The organism is Xenorhabdus mauleonii (genome assembly GCF_900113945.1).
GTDB lineage: Bacteria > Pseudomonadota > Gammaproteobacteria > Enterobacterales > Enterobacteriaceae > Xenorhabdus > Xenorhabdus mauleonii.
Genome location: NZ_FORG01000009.1, coordinates 132304 through 155463, shown reverse-complemented (window position 1 = coordinate 155463; position 23160 = coordinate 132304). Strand labels below are relative to the sequence as shown.

Below are 23160 nucleotides of genomic sequence, written 5' to 3'. Positions count from 1 at the left end.
ATCGTTCAGTATTTCTTTGCTCACTGAGCATTCACCTTAACCGGTAATTGTTTCTGGAAATCTGACACATATTGGTAAGTTTTCCAGTCTTTCAACTCAGCATACTGGTGAAGTGTGCCTTTTTTACCGGTAATTTGGGAAATCAGTGCCAATCCTTGACGTTTGATAACCGCTTTTTCATAAAACTCGATCAACTGTGCTTTCGTCACTTTTTCCAGTACGGCGATGGTTTTTGCACGTGTATCAAAATTGAAGTTGTTGATACCAAAGTCCGAGTTATAACGAGCTATTTCTGAATAGAAAGTCTGTGGCGGCTCCTGCATTTCTTTCAGTAATGCAGTTTTATATTGTTCGAACTCAGTATCAGACATTGCCCTTAGTTTTTTGTCAGCCTGCTGATAAAAGCTCTGATAACGCTGGTGCAGGTAATCGGGTTGCTTGCTGTTGCTTTGCAGCAAAAAGCCCAAGCCCCATTGCTTGCCGACGGATTGATTAAATGCAAAAACGGCATAACCCAGTTGCTCTTCTGTTCTCAATTGGTCATAGAACCACGGTGACAAAATACTGCTCAGCAAATTGGAGTAAACATTGCCGTGAATTCGGTCATATCCTGTTGGGATATAGATTTCTGCCAATGCATTGTCAGTACTGTTGGCCGTTCCTTTAAAGTCAACGGCGTAATTACGATCAATGACAATATGATTGCCAGCCCACCATTCAGTGCCCTGATTACCGAGTTGTTTGTGTGCTGATTGAATGATATTGATACTCTGCTGTTCGGTTAAATTCCCGAAGACCAGCGCCTGTATCGCGGAATGTTGGATCATCTTCTGACGATATTCGACAATATCGTCAACAGTGATGCTATCCAACGCTTTCAATTTTTCTTTCTGTTCAAAATATGGCACACCGGAAAGGCGAGTCACTGGCTGCATGGCCATTTGGAAGGCTTTACCATTATTGGCAACGTCAAGCTTCTCCCGATACCATGATTTCGCCTGATTCAACTCTTCCTGAGTCGGCTTAAACGAAGTGTACTGATGAATGACCGAAGTTAATAATTCCGGCAGATGTTGTGTGTAACCATTGACTTCTATTTGCAACCCATCTGCATAGCCGGTAGAAATTCCCATTCCGCCAACCATCGCCTGATAGCCCAGTTGATCAAGTTTCAGTTCAGACAAATAATTCAGCAAGGTATCATTAAGCTGGTCTTTGAGACTTTTCAAACCATTCGGGTTACGCATTTCCAGTGAAATAGTACCCTTGGGCTCATCTGCAAAATATTGACTCGGCATGTAAAGCAAACGAACGCCCGGTTTTTCCAAAATCATTTTAGGATGTTTTTGGCTGCCAGTTGTTTTTATCAGAGACAAATCATCCGGAATATAGGGATTCAACTCAGGCAAAGAGAACGCGGTTTTTTGTTCTAGGTTTTTCCACTGCGTTATCTGTTTTTGAGTAATTTTATTCACCTGATAAGGGGCCTGAACAAAGTAAGCTTCTTTGTTGTGTGGCTCCGACGGGCTGATAAACCAGATACGTGCATTTTCAGGCGTCAATTCATCCAAACGGCTGGCTATTGCTGTCGGATTAAAATCTTCAGCCAGATAATCAGCATCCAATACGTGGGAAATAGGCAATTCCAGCATCGCATCTGACAGCCCCTCAATATAATTCATGTTTCGCGCGATTGATGCGTATTGGAATGACAAATTGAGTACCTTAGCCATTTCATCAAAATAGCTTTTTTGAATCCCCTTTTGCTTCAACAGATTTATATAAGAAAAAATGGCTGCAATGACTTGATCTCGATGTTTAAGCCCTTTATCCGTCAACGAAACATCAATACCAAATGTCCCTGAATTTCCATCTGTTCTAGGGCTTGCAGCCGCACTGATTGATTCAATTAACCCCTGTTTCTGCAACCAATCAGATAGCGTATTCTGGCTGCGGTTGCCAATCAAATAGCTGATATAACTATCTGACTTACTGCGAAAATCTGCACTGTTGTCAGCTATATTGAATTCAAGGCGCAAAGCCTTATGAGGCTGGGCAGGCACATAATGGATAACGATGCCTTTTTCTTTATCCGTCACCGCCGGCGCGGTAATCGCAGGCACGGATGCATGCCGATTTGGGATACGCCCAAAGGTTTCTGCCGCAATTTGAGCCAGTTTATCTATTGATTGATTACCATACACAACGCCTTTCATTAAATTAGCAGAGTAATAACGCTGGTAAAAATCGACTAATGCGGTTTGTAACTTACTGCCAGGTTTATCTTTCAGGGTTTCCAGATTTCCACCAGCAAAACGAGCGTTGGGATGGGCTGGATTGATAGTTTCAGAGCGGATCTGCCAAATGCGGTGGCCTTCGCTCGCACGGGCAATCGTCATTTCATTGTCAACAGCATGGCGTTCACGATCAGCATTCTTCGGATCCAGCAATGGCTCAGCAAGAGCATCAGCCAAGCGATCAACGGCTTCTTTCAGGGAGTCATTTTCCACTTCCAAATAGAATGCCGTTCGGTTAGCTGCTGTACTGGCGTTGTGGCTTCCGCCATGTTTTTGCAGAAATTCAGCTAAATCACCCGGTTGGGGGTAACGTTTGGAGCCCATCAACACCATGTGTTCCAGATAATGGGCCAAACCAAGCTGGTTATCTGGATTTTCCATATGACCGACCGGAAGCGCAACAGCAGCCAATGATTTAACGGCTTTTTCATCAGACACCAGCAATACAGTCATGTCATTTTGCAATTGAATAACTTTATATTGGCGGGGATCTCGGGCGCTTTTATTAATTGTATCCGGCAATGGTTGCCATAATGATTGGGCATATGCCGTCACTCCAAAAAAGAGCAGAGATAACACCATCATGATACGGATAACATATTTAGGCATAACCTAATATTCTCCCTAATTATTTAAATAACAAGCCATTTGAATAACAAGCCATCGGTAACAAATAGCTCTGGGTTTCTTGCTTTATGCGTTCTAAAAGTGGCTGATCAACTTGCCGAAAAGCTCGCTGTATATAATGGTCAGCGCTCTCTCCTTTTCTGTCATGCGTTCCCTGCCATTGTTCTATCAATTTATTCTCAGCATTGAGTTGAGCTTCCTCACTGAAATCTATTTCCAGGCTTTCCTTGTTAAAACAACCTTCCAACCATGCCCAACCACTGCGGCAAAATAGGGGGAGAGGTTCAGACATCCCTTTAAAATAACCATCTATTAACTGATTCAGATATTTTTTCGCTTCATCCGAACTGAGTGGAGAAAAACGACATTCAGTGCCTTTTTTCCTCTCTTTTCCGCCTGTTCCATACATGCGGCTTTCGCTGACGCCACCAGAAAGACAGTAAGCAAGATGTTCAATCCATAATTGGATACCATCACTGGCAGTTAAGTTCGCTGGACGCCAACGTAAAATTCCATCGGGCTGCACCTGATTAATTTTGCCGACCAGTAATACGCTGTTTAATTCCTGATACAAATCGACGGAAAAAGACTCCGTTAACTCCTCACGCACTTTATTTGCCAATGGTTGCATGCTTTCCAGTTGTGTCTTCCAGTACACCTCCCCAAAAGCGCCATAAGGCAACCCCCCCGAAGCCCGGAGGTGATGAAACAAGGATTCAGGCGGCCCTTGTTCTATCAAAATACTCAGCAATAATTGGTTAAATTGATAGCGTTGCAAATTGTCCAATACAAAAGGTTCTTCTTCCGGCAATTCCATCTCTTCTATGACAAAATGAACTTTCAATCTCTGCTGGAAAAAGGCCCGGACAGGATGCCGATAAAAACGGATCAATTCATCCAGCGAGACTTCTTTTATTTCGCTGCGGTCAAATTCAATCGGCTGACAAAAATCCATTGCCGAAATTCCCTGTTGAGTCGCCGCAGGCAACCATTCTGACGCATAACTTTGGGAATAATGGTCAGGCAGGAAGTTTTCTGTCGCAAAAGGCACACGGGTATGCTGGAACAACAGATGGTTCCTGACGTTTTTAGCACTCTCATCCACATTCAGCATCTCATCACCGATCAGGTAAAAGCTCTGGCAAACATAATCCAGCAGTTCATTAACCAACACGGATGGATTGCATTCGGTATCATCCCGAATCGATTTACCGATATAACTGATGTAAAGAAATTGCTCCGCGGAAGCCAGCGCTTCCAAAAAGAGATAACGGTCATCATCACGCCGTTTTCTATCCCCACGTTGCATTTTTTCTGCCATGAGATCAAACCCAAGCGGTGGGATCGTGCGCGGGTAAATCCCATCGTTCATTCCCAACAGGCAAACAACCTTAAAGGGGATAGAGCGCATGGGCATCAGGGTACAGAAATTAAGTGAACCTGCTAAAAAACGCTGGCTAATCTTCTCATCATCAAAACGGAGCGCCAATTCATCACGCAGCAGAACCAAAGGCACGCTTTCTTCATAATGCGCATTCAATCCATGTTCGATGACTTTTTGCCATTGTTGGGTAATCAGTGCCAATACCAGCTCAATTTCGTCGTCTGATTCGAAAAAGGTTTCCAGCATCTGTGGGCACACAACTAACCAATCCGCCAACGTCTGTTCTTCACCCAAAATTTTGCGCCAATGGTTCAGTTCCATTAAGAATTCAGCCAGTTGACCCGCCAATTCGGCCGCAAGACCACTGGATTCATCATAGGGCAGGACGTCACTCCACGGGCCTGCATGGCTGTCCATTGCATAGCCCAATAGCATCCGGGTTAAACCAAAACGCCAGGTATTTTGCCCGGTCACGGGCAAAGATAGCTCTTCAATGTTGTCGTCATCCAAGCCCCAGCAAATACCGGATTCTTTGACCCAACGCCGCAACAAACGCAACCCTTCTTCCTGAATTGAGAATTTACTGGCCAAAGCAGGCACTTCCAGTAATGCCAGTACCTGCTCAGCGGTGAATCGGCTCTGTGGCAAATCCAGTAAGGTAATGAATGCTTGTAAAACAGGGTGTGCCTGACGTGCTTTTCGGTCAGAAATCGCAAAAGGGATATACCGCTCTTCCGGTGCGTTGCCAAAAACAGCCTGAATATAGGGCGCATAGCTGTCGATATCCGCCATCATCACAATAATATCCCGTGGTGTCAGAGAAGGATCATCATCCAACAAGTGCAGGATTTGATCTTGCAAGACTTCAATTTCCCTTTGCGTGCTATGGCATGAATGAAATGTCAGCGAGCGATCTTCACTGTTAAGCGGACGTTTTTTCAGGCTGTTTTTAAATGTATCTTCGGTCGAGCCAATCTGGGCATGATCTTCAAGATTCAGGATATCTTGTTGGATTTGATGCAAAATGTTGTCAGGCTCCAATTCAACAAAAGCATGAACATCGGAATCAGGTTCCAGTTGCGACAGCAGATAGAGATTATCCCTGCCTAATTTTCCCCACGACGCCAGCAAGGGATTATTTAGACTCTGTTCACCATCTTCATTGAAAAGCGATGAGGCATTTTCGGGATCTTTGAACCGTTCCATTGATTGGCTGTTTTGGTAATGTTTGGGCTTACGGCTATTTAATCTGGCGAGAAACGCATAGCTCTGGATATCCCCCCAATAATATTGGCATGGGTTAGTAAACATAAGATGAATATCAATATGTTTTCCCAACGCCTTGAAAACTTGCAGGTAAGCGGGTGGCAACGAAGAGATCCCACAAATAAAAATGCGTGAAGGTAACTTTTCCAGCGGGAAATTGCCTTCTTCCAAGGTGGCGATAAACCGCTCGTATAAGTTAGCACGGTGCCACAAAGGTTGTTGCAATTGACGAGTATATTCCGTCAGCTCAGCCCATAGCTTTTGTTGCCACAATTGATTGTTGCTCAATCCATCAATGAGCTGACCATTTTCCCAATTCTCCAACCACTGCGGGCGATAAACCAAATATTGGTCGAACAAATCAGCTATGCGGCCAGCCAACTGGTGGATCTTACGTTTATCAATATCCTGATCGAGATAGTGACCAAGTGACAGAAACTCCGGCTCTGTCAACAGGGTTGGCAGCAACGTCATTAATTTCCATTTCATCGCATCCTTGCTGAATGCCCCCTCTTTGGGAACATTGGGCAATATTTGAGTGAACATCTGCCAAATGAAAGTCGCGGGAAGCGGGAATTCCATATTTGCGGCAATGCCTAGCTTTTCTGCCATTTGGATCTGCAACCACTGTGACATGCCCGGGCTTTGAACCAAAATAACTTCTTTGTCAAATGGGTTAGAAAGGGGATTATCCCCAATCAGTATCGCCATCAACTCTTTAAGGATATCAAGTTGATTTGAATGATAAACTCTAAACATCAATGCTCCCATTTGCACAAAACCAGCGCTCTAATTTACTTGGTTTATTGTAAGGTACTGTCAATTTAACTGTTACCCGATAGCATCCCAAAGAATGAAATTCCCGTTGAAATTCGATTTTCCACTTTTGCCTTAATGCCATTTCTTCCGTCGCATCATTGGACTCAATTTGCCCTTCCAAGCGCTCATATTGTTCCAACTGTTTATGGGCATATTTCACGGCCTTGAGTTGCTCCCAATATTGCTGGAAATTTGCAGACAAGGCTTGGTGGTAGCGCATCAATCCCAATAGAGAAATAGCAAACACAACAGATGCCACCATCACCTCCGGTAAACTCATTCCCTCTTGTTGCCTAGACCGACAAAATACTTTCATAAACAAAATGCTGCCTGAGAAACAGGGCAAAAATCCAGCCAACCACTTTCTACTGGAGTTAACTTAATAACTATAAGTGTATCTTGGTTTGCCTGTTTCATCAGTTTCATCCATTGATAAAGTTCAATTTGTTCTCGCGATGTAAATTGCGCCATACCTTTTAATTGAGCGATGCCTTTTAATAGAAAGGTGGTGTCCGAATAGCGTTTAACGCAGCTTTTCAAGTGAACTTCAGATTGCTGCAAACAAACCCAACCTTCTGGTTCTTGTGGATCGATGCGCCATAACTGCACTTTTCCCCATTCTAATGATGATTCAGCCTGCAAAAAGGCATCTAAATAATTTTGTTCATCCATCATCATAAGCATTGCGTTTTCCTGTTGATAATGGAGCGCTTTCAGCATCATTAAACTCAATGCCAGCAACATCATGATCGATACCAGCAAGATATTTCCCTGCTGCTTGACTGTTAATTGTTTTCCGCTATTTTGGCCTGCGCTCACTTTCTGCCATATATTCTTCATTCCCTGATATTACGCAACCTAATCGCCGTTCGATGGCGGTGCACAACGGATGGAGACTTCACCCAATGGGTGACAATGGATAAGGTAATAAAAACCTCACCTCCTTTTGCCAGTGCTTTTTCAAGTCTAAAAGCATCAACCACAATTTCGTTGGGATCGAATAACCTCTCCCAGCCATTTTCCTGACAATGGGCAGCCCCCCTTTTCCATTCAAGAGCACGCTTATTCAAGCGATAGCCAAAAAATTCAGATTCAATATGTTCCGGTTTTTCCCAACGATCATTCAAGTTGAGATCAAAAGCCACAATAATGCAGGAATTATCCGGTTCTGTATTTTTATTTTTAATTATCAAAGGGGCACCTTCACACAATTTTATATTCTGACAATAACCGGCACGCCTAATATCTTTTTCCATCAAATGAACCGTCCTGTTCACCAAATAATTCAATCGATATTTTCGATATAGATCGAGAACTTGATTTGATAAAACCGGATAAGTTTTTGTCATAGCGATAAAAATCACACTACTGATTAGCATCGCTATTATAATTTCCAACAAAGAATACCCGGCCTGTTTTTTCCTGAAACAGAAACCCGCTGGCCTCATAGATTTTTTATTCCTTCACAATTAGGAAGCTGGCTAATTGTATTGCTGCATGTTCTTATCCTGCCTCGACCTGAAATAACTACGCTGATCTCACCAGCCGGGTTAGCCAATATAAAACTGGCAGGCATCGCTGTATTTCTAATACCGTAAAAATCTATACGATCTGTCGTAGATGATGCCAAAACTACATTATCATGGGGAGAATTAACCCGTTCGCTATCGTGTTCATCACAATCAGAAATCTTAGTGGCAGAAGAAACCAAACACCACGATTGCCCCAACACGAGCCATAATGTACGTTCCTGATTGAGATAGTTTGCCAGAGCTTGTTGCCTTTCCATAAAAGACAGCACATTATTCGCTGCTGACTGTAACTGCTGACGATTCTGGTATTTACCCCAATAATATAATCCCCAGGATAAGCTGATAGAAAGAATAAACATTCCTATCAATAATTCCAATAATGTAAACCCTGACTGTTGTTTGTTAGTTTTCATTCTGTTTTTTTGCCATTGCATTGCTTTGTAATTATATTTTCTCCATTAATTCACCCCCTATTTACAACACGCTTTTTTCTGACAGGAAATATCTTTTATTCACAGAGTAATGAAAAGATGATTTGTTAAATTACTTGAAGGGCTTTCAGGAAATAATAACCATTGAACAGTTTTTTCATTTTATTTGCGAAGCGGAACGCAAAAGTCACAGATGCCTCATTTTTAATGTTGAGCCACTCTGAGAATAAATGTAAAAAGAGCAGGCAAAACCCGCTCTTTAACAATTTGGTATTGATTGGCCTGATATTGATTTTTGAACCTGTCTGGTTCTTAAATCGCAACCGGAGCTTTGATGCCTGGGTATGGATCGTAATCCACAATTTCAAAGTCTTCGAATCGGTAATCAAACAGTGAATCTGGTTTACGCTTAATCACCAATTTAGGCAACGCACGCGGCTCACGGCTGAGCTGGAGCTTGGTCTGTTCCATGTGATTGTTGTAAAGGTGGGTATCACCACCAGTCCAGACAAAATCACCCACTTCCAGCGAACACTGTTGAGCCATCATATGTACCAATAGCGCATAGCTTGCAATATTGAACGGCAGCCCCAGGAATACATCACAGGAACGCTGATATAGCTGGCAGGATAGTTTGCCGTCAGCTACGTAGAACTGGAAAAAAGCATGGCATGGCGCCAATGCCATTTTATCCAATTCTCCGACATTCCATGCAGAAACGATGATTCGGCGTGAATCAGGATCACTTTTTAATTGTTCAATGACTTGAGCCAATTGATCGATTTGACGACCATCTGCTGCGCCCCAAGCACGCCATTGTTTACCGTAAACAGGCCCCAGATCCCCATTTTCATCAGCCCATTCATCCCAAATGCTTACACCATTTTCATGTAAGTATTTGGTATTGGTATCTCCATTCAGAAACCACAGAAGCTCATGAATAATGGAACGAATATGGCAACGCTTGGTTGTAACTAATGGAAAACCTTCTTGCAAATTGAAACGCATCTGATGACCAAAGATAGAAAGCGTTCCCGTACCTGTACGGTCATCTTTTGCTGTGCCTTCTTCAAGCACTTTTTTCATTAAATCCAGATACTGTTTCATTTTGCCTCTTGTATCTTATTATCGGGAGTCTTATTGCGGGGACATTTATATGCCCATACCATCATTAAAATACCCACTAAAATCATTGGAACGGAAAGGATCTGTCCCATACTAATTCCTTCAAACAACCCGAGTTGTGCGTCAGGCTGGCGGAAAAACTCAACTATAATGCGGAATGCACCGTAACCAATCAGGAACAGGCCCGAAACGCTACCCATCGGGCGTGATTTGCGGATAAATAAATTGAGGATGATAAACAGGACAATGCCTTCAAGTACCATCTCATATAACTGTGATGGATGACGGGGAAGGACGCCATATTTTTCCAAAATTGGCCATAGAGAGGGGTTGAGTGTGGCTTGTGCGATGTCTTCACTACGGGAGCCAGGAAACAGCATCGCCCACGGTGTATCAAGAGTAACCCGCCCCCACAATTCGCCATTGATGAAATTACCGATACGCCCCATTCCCAAGCCAAAAGGAACCAGAGGAGCCACGAAATCAGCGACCTGCAAGAAGTGGCGTTTAGTGCGGCGTGAGAACCACCACATAGCACATATCACCCCTACCAAGCCGCCGTGGAAAGACATGCCCCCATCCCAAACTTTGAACAGATAAAGAGGATTATGAAGGAACATAGGAAGATTATAGAATAGGACGTAACCGAGCCGCCCACCGATAAATACCCCGACAAACCCGGCATACAGCAGATTCTCGACTTCGTTCTTGTTCCAGCCGCTGTTTGGCTTTGCTGCACGCCGATTTGCCAGCCACAGGGCAAAAACAAAGCCCACAAGATACATAAAACCGTACCAGTGGAGAGATACGGGCCCAATTGAAAATATGACAGGGTCAATATTAGGAAATGCAAGATAGCTAGTGCTCATCGTTCCCCACTAATAATAATGTTGTGTGAATGATATGGTGAATTCTCTTTCGCGAACGAATTATATTGCTCGAATAACTCAAGGCAAGTAATTGCAAATAATAGCATAGGTCGCTTATATCCCCATCTGCCCAAGATGAGAATTTACGGCAATATTCACGGAATGGGTTACTTCTGAGCGGAAAGGCTTCTGGTCAAAGAAATGCTAAATTCCGCCCCGGATAAGCCCTCCCACCCCTTTGGCTTCCATAAATTCGGCTACCAGAGCCTTAACTTCTTGACTGGTTTCAGCTTGTAATATCACTTCGATAAGATGCTCAAGCTCATTAACCTCCAGATGGCGCAGCAGATACTTGATACGCGGAATGCTCCGGCCACTCATGCTCAGGCTCCGATATCCCAGGCCAAGCAATATTAATGCTCCCATCGGCAGGCCTGCCATTTCGCCACATATACTCACCGGAAGATCAAGCCGCCGGCACTCATCAAACGCCAGTTTTAAGGCTCGAATCACCGCAGGATGCAAATTATCATATAGCTGGGCTACGTGGGTATTATTGCGGTCTACCGCAAGCAAGTATTGGGTTAAATCATTTGATCCAATGGAAACAAAATCAATCCGTTTCTTTAGTTGTGGCAGTAAAAAAATAGTAGAAGGTACTTCAAGCATAATGCCAATCTGTGGCGTGGCGATAGTACAACCAACAGACTGCTCAACCTCAAATTTCGCTCTTTCTATCAGTTTGCGGGCCTCATCAATCTCTTCAATGCATGACACCATAGGCAAAAGTATTTTCAGATTACCAATATGTACATTTGCTTTCAGCATCGCTCTGAGCTGAATCAAGAAGATTTCCGGTTGATCCAGTGTGATGCGGATCCCCCGCCAACCCAAGCAAGGATTGTCTTCACTGATAGGCATATAAGGAAGTTGTTTATCAGCGCCAATATCCAATGTGCGCAGCACAACGGGTTTATCAGGGAAAAGTGCCAATATTTCCTGATAGCGGTTCTTTTGCTCATCTTCTGAGGGGAAACCACTATGCAGCATAAAAGGGATCTCAGTACGGTACAGGCCGACACCGTCAATGCTGTCCACTATCTGTTGCTCATGTTTTAAACTCAAGCCTGCGTTTAACTGCACCAACACTCGCTCTCCGCTCTTGAGCTGTGCCTGCTGCTGCTGTTCCCCTTCCGCCAATTTGCTTAGGACCTGCTCTTCCTCAATGATTTGCTGGTATTCATGGGCAATCAGCGGCTCCGGGTCGATAAAAATTTCTCCGCGATAACCATCAAGGATAATAGTCCGGCTATGCAGTAGCTCAGGTTGAATATCAGCTCCCATAATCGCGGGAATTCCCATGGCACGAACCAGTATTGCAGAATGGGAATGGGTTGCTCCGTCCCGCACAATAACGCCGACTAACTGCTCCTGCGGCATCTCAGCCAACAAATTGGCACTGAGTTCATCAGCAACCAGAATAAAGCGCTCAGGCCACTGAGCCGCATGATTAAACGAATCATCCAGATGGAACAACACCCGTTGCCCAAGCGCACGCAAATCAGATGCCCTTTCACGCATGTAAGGATCTTGCAGGCTGGCGAATTGCTCCGCGTACTTTTCAATCACAACCTTGACGGCCCACTCAGCCACAGAACCATTATCAACCGAGCAAAACAGATCTTGCTTAAGCTGGGGATCGTTTAATAAATGAGAATAGAGATCGAAAATAGCTGCACTTTCTTTTTGTGAGCTGGTGGTAAAGCGCTTGCTGATACGCCTGCATTCCGCTGTTGATTCTTCCAGAGCGCGGGTAAGTCTCACACGTTCAGCCTGATAATCCAGCGTTGATGCCTCAAATACTTGATCCAGCAAAGGCTGTGAGCGATCTTGCCATCCCTGCGCCATCACAATGCCATTAGAAATGGCGAGAGCTTTAATGCGAGTTTGGCGATATTGCCCAAATAGCCCTTTTGCCTGTGCCTGAGCAAGAATAACAGCAAGTTGCATCGCCAGAGTTACCATGAAAGACTCTTCACTTTCATCGAAAAAACGACGCTCATGTTGCTGGACAACTAATATTCCCTGCAACTGCCGGCGATAAATAATCGGAACACCTAAAAAAGCCCGAAGGCTTTCTTCCCGAACTTGAGGAATATATTTGAAACTGGGGTGGTCACGAATATCGGCGAGATTGATTAATTCAGATAAACGCCCGACTTCACCTACAACACCTTCATCAAAGGCCAGACTGATTACTCGCTCTTTGGGCTTCCTCAGTCCTTTGGTTGCCATCAGGTAATAGCACCGGCGCTGATGGTCTGCCAGATAAATAGAACAGACATCAGTGTGCATGGCTTGGCAGGTTTCATTAACCAGCAGCTCAAGCGCTTCAGATAAATTGGCTGCCATCGCAACCTTTTCAACAATTTCCCGTAAGCGCATGAGCATAGCTGTTACCTAACTTCTTCTACGACGATGTAAATAGGGTGGATAATATTGTTGTGAAGCGGACTCCTGCATTGGCATTACAATGGAAGAGAATTCTTTCATCACACGGCGATACACATCCCGTTTAAAAGAAACCACCTGCCGGACGGGGTACCAATAACTGACCCAACGCCAGCCATCGAACTCAGGTGTATTGCTGCGCTGCACATTAATATCTGCTTCATTACACTGCAACTGTAATAAAAACCAACGTTGCTTTTGCCCGATACAAACAGGCTTTGTATCCCAACGCACCAAACGCTTGGGTAATTTGTAACGCAACCAATTCCGGGTTGAGGCAAGAACCCGAACATCTTTGCGACTTAAACCAACTTCTTCGAATAACTCGCGATACATCGCTTGCTCTGGTGATTCCCCTGGATTGATACCCCCCTGAGGAAACTGCCAGGAATGCTGCCCATAACGGCGGGCCCATAAAACTTGCCCTTGGCGATTACAAATTACAATTCCTACATTCGGGCGGTAGCCATCATCATCGATCACCAGACTACCTCTCGATAAAACAAATTTGAAAAGATAGCTAATTGTTTCACACTCATCTCAAGCGGTAAACCTCTATGATTAGACTTTGCAGGCGTAACCTAAGTCTCTACAATACCCCCATCTCAACGGGGTGCGGCTATAGTAAAATCATGCAGCTGAGAACAAACCCGTCGAACCTGAGCCGGCTAGTACCGGTGTAGGGATTTGGGACGCTAATAATTGATAATTAATTAAATATATTTTATTTAGCACCTTCTCAGATCCTTTGCCAATCCACTCATAACTAATGTTAGTAACGACAGGAGAGCAAAGTGTTTAAGAAATTATTTTTCCGCTTTATCGCCATCAGTACACTATCTATTTCTGCCAGTGTTTTTGCTCAAGAGCCCCAAGCAAAGCCCACACTGACAGTTTATACTTATGATTCGTTTGCCTCTGAATGGGGGCCAGGGCCTGCCATCAAAAAGGCATTTGAAGCAGAATGCCATTGCGAGTTGAAACTCGTAGCTCTGGAAGATGGGGTATCCCTGCTGAACCGTTTGCGAATGGAAGGCAAAAAAACGCCAGCCGACATCATACTGGGGCTGGATAACAACTTGCTCCAAGCCGCCCAGCAAACTGGATTATTCACGCCAAGCCAAGTTGATACGTCAAAACTGAAATTACCTATCGCATGGAAAAACACCACGTTTATCCCCTACGATTACGGCTACTTTGCCTTTATTTACAACAAGAATACCTTACCTCATCCACCGAAAAGTATGGATGAACTAATCAATAGTCACCAGAATTTGAAGGTTATTTACCAAGACCCCCGAACCAGCACCCCGGGCTTGGGGTTGTTACTGTGGATGCAAAAACTTTACGGGGAAAAAGTTTCAAATGAATGGCAAAAAGTTGCCAAAAAAACACTGACCGTCAGCAAAGGCTGGAGTGAAGCCTATGGTCTGTTTCTGAAAGGTGAAGGGGATATGGTTCTGAGCTATACCACATCTCCGGGTTATCACATCATGTCAGAGAAAAAAGATAATTATGCAGCAGCCATATTTAAAGAAGGCCACTACTTGCAAATCGAAGTGGCTGCGCAATTAGCTTCAAGCAAACAACCTGAATTGGCACAGAAATTCATGGAATTCATGATTTCACCGGCATTTCAGCAAGTCATTCCGACCACTCAATGGATGTATCCCGTGATTGATATACCCTTGCCTGAAGTTTTCAAACAGCTTCCTGTTCCTGAAAAATCACTGCTATTCAATGCGGATGAAGTGGCAAAAAATCGTACAAAATGGATCCGTACATGGCAAAGTTCAGTAAGCCGTTAATTGCAGGTTGGCTATTGCCGGGGGTTATCGCCTCCGGCTTGCTGACGACCGTTGCCTTGTCAGCATTTGGAGTGCTGTGGCTTAATGCGCCGGACAGCGATTTGCTGGAGTTTTTGCATGATAGCTATCTTTGGCACGTTATTCGCTTCACTTTCTGGCAAGCATTTTTATCTGCCGTCTTGTCGGTGATCCCAGCCATTTTCCTTGCCAGGGCACTTTATCGCCGCAATTTTCCAGGGAAAACACTGTTTTTGCGCCTGTGCGCCATGACGTTGATCCTCCCTGTTTTAGTTGCACTGTTTGGCATTCTCACCGTTTATGGTCAAACAGGCTGGTTAGCAACAATTTCAGGCTGGCTGGGCCTTGAATATCGTTTTACGCCTTACGGGCTACAAGGGATTTTACTGGCACACATATTCTTCAATATGCCAATGGCAACGCGCTTGCTACTGCAATCGCTGGAAAATATTGCCGTTGAACAGCGCCAGCTCGCGGCACAGCTTGGCATGAGTGAATGGCAACATTTTCGTTTTGTAGAATGGCCCTACCTGCGCCGCCAAATTCTGCCAACTGGCGCCCTGATATTTATGTTGTGCTTTGCCAGTTTCGCCACCGTTCTTACGTTAGGGGGCGGGCCGGCAGCAACCACCATTGAACTTGCCATTTATCAGGCACTCAGTTACGACTACGATCTGGGTCATGCAGCCCTGCTTGCCCTGATACAACTCTTTTGTTGCCTCGGTTTGGTGCTGCTTAGTCAAAAAATCAAAGGCGCGCTGTCTGTTGGTTATGGACACCAACCGCAATGGCGCAATCCACAAGATTCATGGCTGCGAAAACTTTCTGATGGCCTGCTGATTAGCTTGGCTCTATTGCTTTTACTCCCTCCCCTCTTTGCAGTTATTGCCGATGGATTGAATAGCGGTATTTTCGCCGTTTTACGCCAACCAGCGTTATGGCAAGCCCTTACAACTTCCATCATCATTGCGCTCGGTGCGGGGTTAGTGTGCGTCATACTGACCATGATGCTGCTGTGGAGCAGCCGGGAATTGCGCCTGCGTCGTGCTCGCCGCTGGGCGCAAACAATGGAAATCAGCGGCTTGCTGATCCTTGCCATGCCAGGAATTGTTCTTGCTACCGGCTTTTTTCTTCTGCTAAACACAATCATCGGTATTCCTCAGTCACCGTATGGGTTGATTATTTTGACCAATGCGTTGATGGCAATTCCCTACGCCCTAAAAGTATTGGAAAACCCAATGCGTGATCTGGCAGAGCGTTACAACCCGCTCTGCCACTCCCTCAATATTCAGGGAATTCATCGCCTGCGCTGGATAGAACTTAAGGCGCTGAAAATTCCATTGGCTCAGGCGCTGGCTTTCGCCAGTGTGTTATCAATCGGGGATTTTGGCGTGGTTGCTTTATTTGGCAACGAAGATTTCCGCACGTTACCTTATTACCTTTATCAACAAATTGGGGCATATCGCAGTCAGGATGGCGCAGTAACCGCATTTCTGCTGCTGTTCCTTTGTTTCATTCTGTTTACCCTCATTGAACGTTTACCGGGCCGACACCATGATTAAACTTGAAAATGTCTCATATCATTATGAGCATCTCGCCATGCAGTTTGATGTAACGGTTAAAGCCGGGGAGCGCATTGCAATCCTCGGCCCAAGCGGGGCAGGAAAAAGCACATTACTAAGTTTAATTGCGGGGTTTCAGTTTCCGGAGCAAGGTAATATCCGGCTTGATGGAAAAAACCATACAAAAACGCCGCCTTCTAAACGACCAGTTTCGATGCTGTTTCAGGAAAATAATCTCTTCTCCCATTTAACCATTGAGCAAAATATGGGATTAGGTTTGCATCCCGGATTACGATTGAGCGCTGAACAAAAGAAAATCCTTCAGCAAATTGCCACTCAGGTCTCATTGGAGGAATGTTTGCCTCGCCTGCCCGCCCAACTTTCTGGCGGGCAACGGCAACGTGCGGCACTGGCTCGTTGTTTAATTCGACATCAACCGATTTTATTACTGGATGAACCGTTCTCGGCACTGGATCCCGCTTTACGTAATGAGATGTTGGAACTGCTGGATCAAATATGCAGTGAACGGCAAATCACGCTATTGATGGTATCCCACAATCTTGATGATGCCGCGAAAATTGCCCCGCGTTCGTTGCTGATTGTAGATGGAAAAATCCATTATGATGGAGAGACGGAGAAATTGGTGAGTGGAGAAGCGAATGAAGCGGTAATTTTGGGCATCACCAACATTTAATCCAGAAAATCCTATGGGCTCTATCCTATAGGATTTCAAGCTACAGCTAACAACGCTGTAATTTTAAAGACAGTAGGTATATTTACGAAAATATCATCATGATTTTTTCGTAAATATAATATCAATAAAAAACCGACAAATAACCCACTGATAAATGCTGAATAAATAAAATCATTAATTAAACCTCATTAAACACATTCCAACATTAACTTTAAAAAACAAAAAAAACAAAAAAAACAACGCCAACTATAGGATTTTCTATATTTTATATACCCTATTAACTCCAAGTTTCAGGAAGCAACGTATTATCATCCCGCGTCGCGGGATGATAATACGTGCACCTTTAAGTACGACGCGTATAGACTAAATGTTAATGGAGTAATTGTGAAAAACATAAAAAAAAAAGAGATGGGTTATGAAAAATAATTAAATAACCATTAGAAGTTACAATTTTATTTCCTCTTATCTAAGGGATAGTTTTGAATTTGACTTACCGGGAAAAAAGTTCGATCTAGGTCATGACAATAAATTAAATATAACTATTTACGATAGTAAAAATAAACATATTTCAAGAAATGAACTAATTTCAAAATAAGGCCAGTTCCCAAGTAAAGATATAGCTGCTAATGAAGCACTGAACTAAATCAAGACTTATAATGCATTATATTTATTTTATGAATATTTCTTACTCCTCACAGCATGAGGAGTAAGAAATATTATTAATTTTCATAGTTATTTATATATATTAAATAGCCGGGATAGGCCATCATATCTCTCTTCATCTTTTTTCCTTTTGCCTCTAAATGTAGAGCATATTTATCCCATATAAGGCATTCATTCCCTACCCAAGGTGGGTTCGTAGGGCATCCATTTTTCCAAAATTGTATCTTTTTAGCGACATTGGTATTACCTCTATTTCTGAAAATCCATCTTAATTCTTTTCCAACTATACTTTTTTCACTTCTAACCCTTTTCTGATTTAAATCTATAGACACAAATCCATTATTTTCATTCATATTATCTTCATTTGAATAATATTGGTTTTGAGCTTCATGCTCATTAATATCAAAATAATATTTACTAATAACCTCTTCCATATTGATGCCATCAAGTATAAAGTGTAGATGAATACCCTTTATCAATGGATCATTATTTATATTTATCCAAGACATTGCGCCTTTACATTTCCTCCCCATTATTTGTGTGTTGTAATCTGTTCTTGTCGTCACACTGCTATATTTAGTATCTCGCTTCCAATATCCAAATAAACTTTCTTTATATTTTCTATAATCAGCATTATCAATGTATTTAAGTTTTGTATTAACCTCCCTTTGATCTCGTATATCATTCGGATCTTCTGATCCTCTGGATTCAGCCATAAAATCGTTAAAATTTTCCACCTCTAAGGGAATCAAATAATCACTCACAAGTGCTGGAGGGTAATCATTATGCTCAAAATGAGTTATTGCGTCTCTAAAATAAATGACTTTATAAATATATCTATGGATTTCATCCATCAGCCCATATATTAAATCACTCTTGTAGAATTTATGTCTAAAAGGAGCATTGAATGGCATAAACCACCTCACTTATATTTAATGGAGGGTAGTACTATTATTTATACCAATTAGCTTTAAAAATAAAGTCATTAAGTGGATAAGCCGCAACTGGCAGTCAAGTGAAATGGTGGCATTAAAGCCCACCATTCAACTTTTAATTAACTTATTTTTACGGATTCGATTTTATATCGTTTAATTTTTCTTTCTTATAAACGACTAAATTCTCACGATTTTGATCAGGTCTATGCCCATGCCAAAACAGTGACATATCTTCTGGAGCCGGTTCAATCTCTTCAGATAACACCATCAGCCACTCACACTTTTCAGGTGTCTCAAATTGATTCTGTTTATGCAGTAAAATATGGGCGTAGTAATAAAGCATAGGAGATTCAGATTCACCGACATTATATGACGCCATACATTGATTTTTTTGATATATCCCGGAAATTTTCTGCTTTAGGTCAATAAAGACATCCTGATAACCTTTGGCATAATCAATCCAGCCAACAAATAATGTAAAGATGACGCCCCAAACAGTCGCAATGCCTAAAACCCAATTCTGTGCTGCCCGCAAAGCAGGAGATTGAGAAATGATCCGGCGTTTCATGATCCATACTGCGGTAATCAGAACAGCAAGGCTAAATGCCACTGCCGAAAAGTGCATTTGATAGCTCATTGGCAGCCATCGACCCAAAGGTTCTAGCCAATGTTTGTAATCACTGGAAAGTGATAAGAAATAGCTGCACCATAAAAAGATAAGCAGAAAAGACCAAAGAATAGATGAAAATATATTGGAATATTTATGGATCTTTTCCGGCAGTTTAATGAAAACCTCTGTGCCTAATATTGCCATTGGTGCAATAAAGGGTAATAAATACAATGCCCGACCGGAAGCTGATATTTGTAATATAACAACACCCAATACAGCAAATGCAGCACAAAGGAAATAGTGTTCATCTAACAGCGATTTAATTGGGTGTTTTAATATGAAAATTAAAGCCAATATTCCTGACGGCAGAGCAAAAAACAGGACTGCTTCCGGAATAATGGTTAAATTGCTTCTGGCGCCGAGATCTTCAACAGAGAAACCTAAAAAACGGCCAATGTTGTTATCCCAAAACCAGGTTTTAAATAAATCCGGATGTTCCATTAATAACATCACAGGCCACGGTAAAATTAAAACCAGCGCAATAATTCCTGATAATATAGTATTTAGCCAGTATTGTTTTGTTCGGCAAGATTTAAGAAAAACAGGAGCCAGGATAAGGCAGATCCATAATAATCCCGGAATAAATACGCCTTTTGCCAGCAGTGTTGTAGCTGTCCCCACAGTTAGCCATAAACAAGAATAACCTGTTTTTTCGTTTTTGATTAACCCCATCAACCCATATAAACCAATAACCGTTCCCGCCACCAAGGCAGTATCGGTAAACATATCATGGCTATGGCGAACTAATCCGGGTGCACTCGCATACAGAGCAAAGGCAATCCATATTCGGTGATCTGTAAAATTTTTAACATCAAATACGCGGCGGACCAAAAGAATAAAAAAGGAAAAATTAATTATGGAAAATAATAGGGATGCGGTTCTGGCTGCATCATGCATTGGCAGCCAGGGAGACAACAAATGTATGAATGTGGTTGCCGTCCAATAATATAGTGGCGGCTTCTCCATAAAAGGTTGGCCTGCGTTAATCGGAACCAGCCAATTTCCGGTTTCATACATAGTTTGAATGATGCCAAAACTATAATTTTCATCTTGTTTCCAGGGAGTATGCCCATAAATACCCGGTAACAAATAGAACAGCATGAAAGCTATAAATAACAGTAAGGCTTTGATATCTGTTTGATTCAGCTTATTAAGGTTATTCATCAATATTTACCAAGAAAAATTAATATTTATTTACTCCATAAAAAAACGTCAATCATAGTAGACAATTGAGAATAATTACAAAAGGCTCTGAAATGCGATGATGAAGTGATTCTTAATGATCAACTTTCATCTTTCATCTATCCTTCAAAATAACACTGTATAAATATCCAATAAAAGTGTTATAGTCGAAACCCTCATAGATAATACTGACTCTATCGTAGATCGCATTTAAGCAGAAAAACTATGCAGCTAAATCACATTGAGCAAGGCTTTGTACTAACCCGTCATTGGAAAGATACGCCATCAGGTGTCGAATTAATCTATTGGCTGGCGACGGATACGGGTGCTCGCCGTATCACCATTCCCCATCAAAAAGCGGTTGCCTTCATTCCCCAATGTGATTTGCCTAAAGTAAAATCGTTGCTGGAACAAGAACGGCACTGTGAGTTAAAGACCTTGCCGCTGAAAGATTTCAACCGCCAGCCTGTGGCTGCATTGTATTGCCAGCAATATCGTCAATTGCAGTCTTTAGAAAAAACGCTGAAAGAGTTAGATATCCCGCTCTACGAAGCCGATATCCGTCCCCACAATCGGTTTATGATGGAGCGCTTTATTACTGCTCCCATTTGGTTCAATCAAAAATCCGATGGAAGCTACCAGATAAAACCCAATCCTACTTATCGACCCAAGCTGAAATGGGTGTCGTTAGATATCGAAACCAGCCAGCATGGCGAATTGTATTCCATCGGGTTGGCCGGATGCGGTGAAAATACCGTGTTTATGTTGGGGCCAGAGAATGGCGCTCCACGGAAGCTCGATTTCAAATTGGAGTATGTAGCCAGCCGCCCGATGATGCTGGAAAAACTCAATGAATGGCTGGAGCATTACGATCCCGATGCCATTATCGGTTGGAATCTGATCCAGTTCGATTTACGGGTGTTACAGCAACATTCTGAACGCTGTAACGTACCACTCAAATTTGGCCGCAATAAGGGATTGCTCGACTGGCGGGAGCACGGTTTCAAACCCGGTCACTTTTTTGCATCAGCGGAAGGCCGCCTGATTATTGATGGCATTGATGCATTGAAAACAGCAACGTGGAATTTTCCCTCATTCAGTCTGGAATATGTGGCGCAAGCGCTATTTGGGGAAGGAAAAGCTATTGATAATCCTTATGCCCGCATGGATGAAATTAATCGCCGCTTTCAGGAAGATAAACCTGCCCTCGCGCACTACAATTTGCAGGACTGCATTCTGGTCAATCGTGTTTTCGAGAAGACGGATTTAATGGCGTTCTTATTGGAACGTGCGACTGTAACCGGGTTAGAAGTCGATCGTGCAGGCGGTTCCGTGGCCGCGTTCACGCATCTTTATCTGCCAAAAATGCATCGCATTGGTTATGTAGCTCCTGTCTTGCCCTCTTATTATGATGATAGCAGTCCCGGGGGTTTTGTGATGGATTCGTTTCCGGGGCTGTACGATTCAGTATTGGTGCTCGATTACAAGAGCCTTTATCCCTCAATTATTCGCACATTCCTGATTGATCCGGTTGGTATGGTCGAAGGGCTGGCTTCCCCCGATAATGAACATGCTGTTCCCGGCTTCCGGCAAGCGTTTTTTTCCCGCACACAACATTGTTTGCCTGATATTGTCACAAAAATCTGGCATGAGCGTGACAAAGCCAAAAAACGACAAAATGCGCCACTTGCTCAGGCGCTGAAAATTATCATGAACGCATTTTATGGTGTACTCGGTGCTTCGGGTTGTCACTTCTTTGATCCCCGCCTGACATCATCGATTACCATGCGTGGGCATGAAATCATGCATCAAACCTCCGCGTTAATTGAATCTCAGGGTTATCAGGTTATTTATGGTGATACGGATTCCACCTTTGTCTGGCTCAAACGCCCCCATTCGGAGGAGGAAGCCCAACAGATTGGTCATTCTCTGGCACAATTTGTCAATCAGTGGTGGCAGAGCCATCTAAAAACGAAGTTTAATCTTGAAAGTGCGTTGGAGTTGGAGTTTGAGAGGCACTATCGGCGTTTTCTGATGCCGACCGTGCGGGGAGCAGAGCAAGGCAGCAAAAAACGGTATGCCGGATTAAGTGGCGATGAGGTCATTTTCAAGGGATTGGAAACCGTAAGAACCGATTGGACTCCGCTCGCTCAGATCTTCCAAAAGGAATTGTATACGCTGATTTTTCATCGGCAGCCCTATCAGGACTATATTCGTGAGTATATTGCCAATACATTGTCGGGGGCGTTTGATGATCGCCTTGTGTATCGCAAGCGACTGCGCCGCAAATTATCCGATTATCAGCGCAATGTTCCTCCCCATGTCCGGGCCGCCCGTTTGGCTGATGAGTATAATCGACAGAATAATCGTCCACTACAGTACCAAAATGGTGGTTGGATCAACTACGTCATCACTCAAGCCGGCCCAGAGCCTTTGGAAAATCAAATTACTGCACTGGATTACGAGCACTATATCAATAAGCAGTTGATGCCCGTTGCTGATGCTATCTTGCCATTTATTCAGGATGATTTTACAACACTGTTGACAGGCCAAATGAACATGTCTTTCGAATAATGGTGATTTTTGCAGGTGACGGCTTGCTCCGCTTCAATTAACATATCGCCTCTCTAACGGGCAACGACACATTTGTGACTCCGTTTCCAAAACACGGGGTTGTAAAAGTGCCATTGAAAACTATCCCTATCGATAACCAATAATTGATCGATATCCAACAAAAGCAGCCATCCTGCAACCATAAATTAATATT

16 protein-coding genes and 1 riboswitch are annotated in these 23160 nt (G+C 43.2%); of the genes, 4 read left to right on the top strand and 12 right to left on the bottom strand.

The genetic code is table 11. From position 1 onward, the window contains the following. Window positions 1-20: 20 nt before the first annotated feature. The 10 genes from ptrA to rppH form a co-directional block, all read right to left on the bottom strand. A complete protein-coding gene (gene ptrA, locus BM100_RS10985; protein WP_092510843.1) occupies window positions 21-2906 on the bottom strand; it encodes a pitrilysin in 2886 nt (961 codons plus the stop codon). Window positions 2907-2925: 19 nt separating this feature from the next. Continuing rightward, the gene (recC, locus tag BM100_RS10980) at window positions 2926-6333 is read right to left on the bottom strand and encodes an exodeoxyribonuclease V subunit gamma (protein ID WP_092510841.1); all 3408 of its coding nucleotides are present in this window, start codon (window positions 6331-6333) and stop codon (window positions 2926-2928) included. Next, the gene (locus BM100_RS10975; protein ID WP_092510839.1) at window positions 6326-6709 is read right to left on the bottom strand and encodes a prepilin-type N-terminal cleavage/methylation domain-containing protein; all 384 of its coding nucleotides are present in this window, start codon (window positions 6707-6709) and stop codon (window positions 6326-6328) included. Before BM100_RS10975 ends, recC begins: the two co-directional genes overlap by 8 nt. After that, window positions 6706-7233, bottom strand: a complete 528-nt coding sequence (locus tag BM100_RS10970) for a YgdB family protein (protein ID WP_092510837.1) — start codon at window positions 7231-7233, stop codon at window positions 6706-6708. Before BM100_RS10970 ends, BM100_RS10975 begins: the two co-directional genes overlap by 4 nt. Continuing rightward, window positions 7230-7841: a prepilin peptidase-dependent protein gene (locus BM100_RS10965; protein WP_092510835.1), complete on the bottom strand. Its 612-nt coding sequence runs from the start codon at window positions 7839-7841 to the stop codon at window positions 7230-7232. The genes BM100_RS10970 and BM100_RS10965 overlap by 4 nt, the downstream gene beginning before the upstream one ends. After that, window positions 7838-8338 carry a prepilin peptidase-dependent protein gene (locus BM100_RS10960; protein WP_092510891.1) on the bottom strand — a complete coding sequence of 167 codons (501 nt, stop codon included), beginning with the start codon at window positions 8336-8338 and terminating at the stop codon, window positions 7838-7840. The genes BM100_RS10965 and BM100_RS10960 overlap by 4 nt, the downstream gene beginning before the upstream one ends. Before the next feature lie 330 nt (window positions 8339-8668). After that, the gene (gene thyA, locus BM100_RS10950; RefSeq protein ID WP_092510831.1) at window positions 8669-9463 is read right to left on the bottom strand and encodes a thymidylate synthase; all 795 of its coding nucleotides are present in this window, start codon (window positions 9461-9463) and stop codon (window positions 8669-8671) included. After that, window positions 9460-10350: a prolipoprotein diacylglyceryl transferase gene (lgt, locus tag BM100_RS10945; protein WP_092510829.1), complete on the bottom strand. Its 891-nt coding sequence runs from the start codon at window positions 10348-10350 to the stop codon at window positions 9460-9462. Before lgt ends, thyA begins: the two co-directional genes overlap by 4 nt. 204 nt (window positions 10351-10554) lie before the next feature. Continuing rightward, entirely contained in the window at window positions 10555-12801 is a 2247-nt protein-coding gene (gene ptsP, locus BM100_RS10940; protein WP_092510827.1) for a phosphoenolpyruvate--protein phosphotransferase, read from the bottom strand. 9 nt (window positions 12802-12810) lie between these two features. Then, the gene (rppH, locus tag BM100_RS10935) at window positions 12811-13344 is read right to left on the bottom strand and encodes an RNA pyrophosphohydrolase (protein WP_092510825.1); all 534 of its coding nucleotides are present in this window, start codon (window positions 13342-13344) and stop codon (window positions 12811-12813) included. Window positions 13345-13460: 116 nt separating this feature from the next. Next, window positions 13461-13565: riboswitch (TPP riboswitch) on the top strand. Window positions 13566-13682: 117 nt separating this feature from the next. On the opposite strand from rppH, the gene thiB reads away from it, so the two are divergent. Genes thiB through thiQ form a run of 3 tightly spaced genes read left to right on the top strand, consistent with a single transcriptional unit; the run spans window position 13683 to window position 16943 of the window. Next, entirely contained in the window at window positions 13683-14669 is a 987-nt protein-coding gene (thiB, locus tag BM100_RS10930) for a thiamine ABC transporter substrate binding subunit (protein ID WP_244590633.1), read from the top strand. Further along, window positions 14645-16249, top strand: coding sequence for a thiamine/thiamine pyrophosphate ABC transporter permease ThiP (thiP, locus tag BM100_RS10925; RefSeq protein ID WP_092510821.1), 1605 nt, complete (start codon window positions 14645-14647; stop codon window positions 16247-16249). The genes thiB and thiP overlap by 25 nt, the downstream gene beginning before the upstream one ends. Further along, window positions 16242-16943: a thiamine ABC transporter ATP-binding protein ThiQ gene (gene thiQ, locus BM100_RS10920; protein WP_092510819.1), complete on the top strand. Its 702-nt coding sequence runs from the start codon at window positions 16242-16244 to the stop codon at window positions 16941-16943. The genes thiP and thiQ overlap by 8 nt, the downstream gene beginning before the upstream one ends. Before the next feature lie 719 nt (window positions 16944-17662). Here thiQ and BM100_RS10915 read toward each other — a convergent pair. Both BM100_RS10915 and BM100_RS10910 read right to left on the bottom strand, forming a co-directional pair. Next, window positions 17663-18520 carry a hypothetical protein gene (locus tag BM100_RS10915; RefSeq protein ID WP_092510817.1) on the bottom strand — a complete coding sequence of 286 codons (858 nt, stop codon included), beginning with the start codon at window positions 18518-18520 and terminating at the stop codon, window positions 17663-17665. Between the two features lie 151 nt (window positions 18521-18671). Next, the gene (locus BM100_RS10910) at window positions 18672-20375 is read right to left on the bottom strand and encodes an ArnT family glycosyltransferase (protein ID WP_092510815.1); all 1704 of its coding nucleotides are present in this window, start codon (window positions 20373-20375) and stop codon (window positions 18672-18674) included. Between the two features lie 243 nt (window positions 20376-20618). Here BM100_RS10910 and BM100_RS10905 point away from each other — a divergent pair, with 243 nt between their 5' ends. Beyond that, window positions 20619-22967, top strand: coding sequence for a DNA polymerase II (locus BM100_RS10905; protein ID WP_092510813.1), 2349 nt, complete (start codon window positions 20619-20621; stop codon window positions 22965-22967). The last annotated feature ends 193 nt before the right edge of the window (window positions 22968-23160 follow it).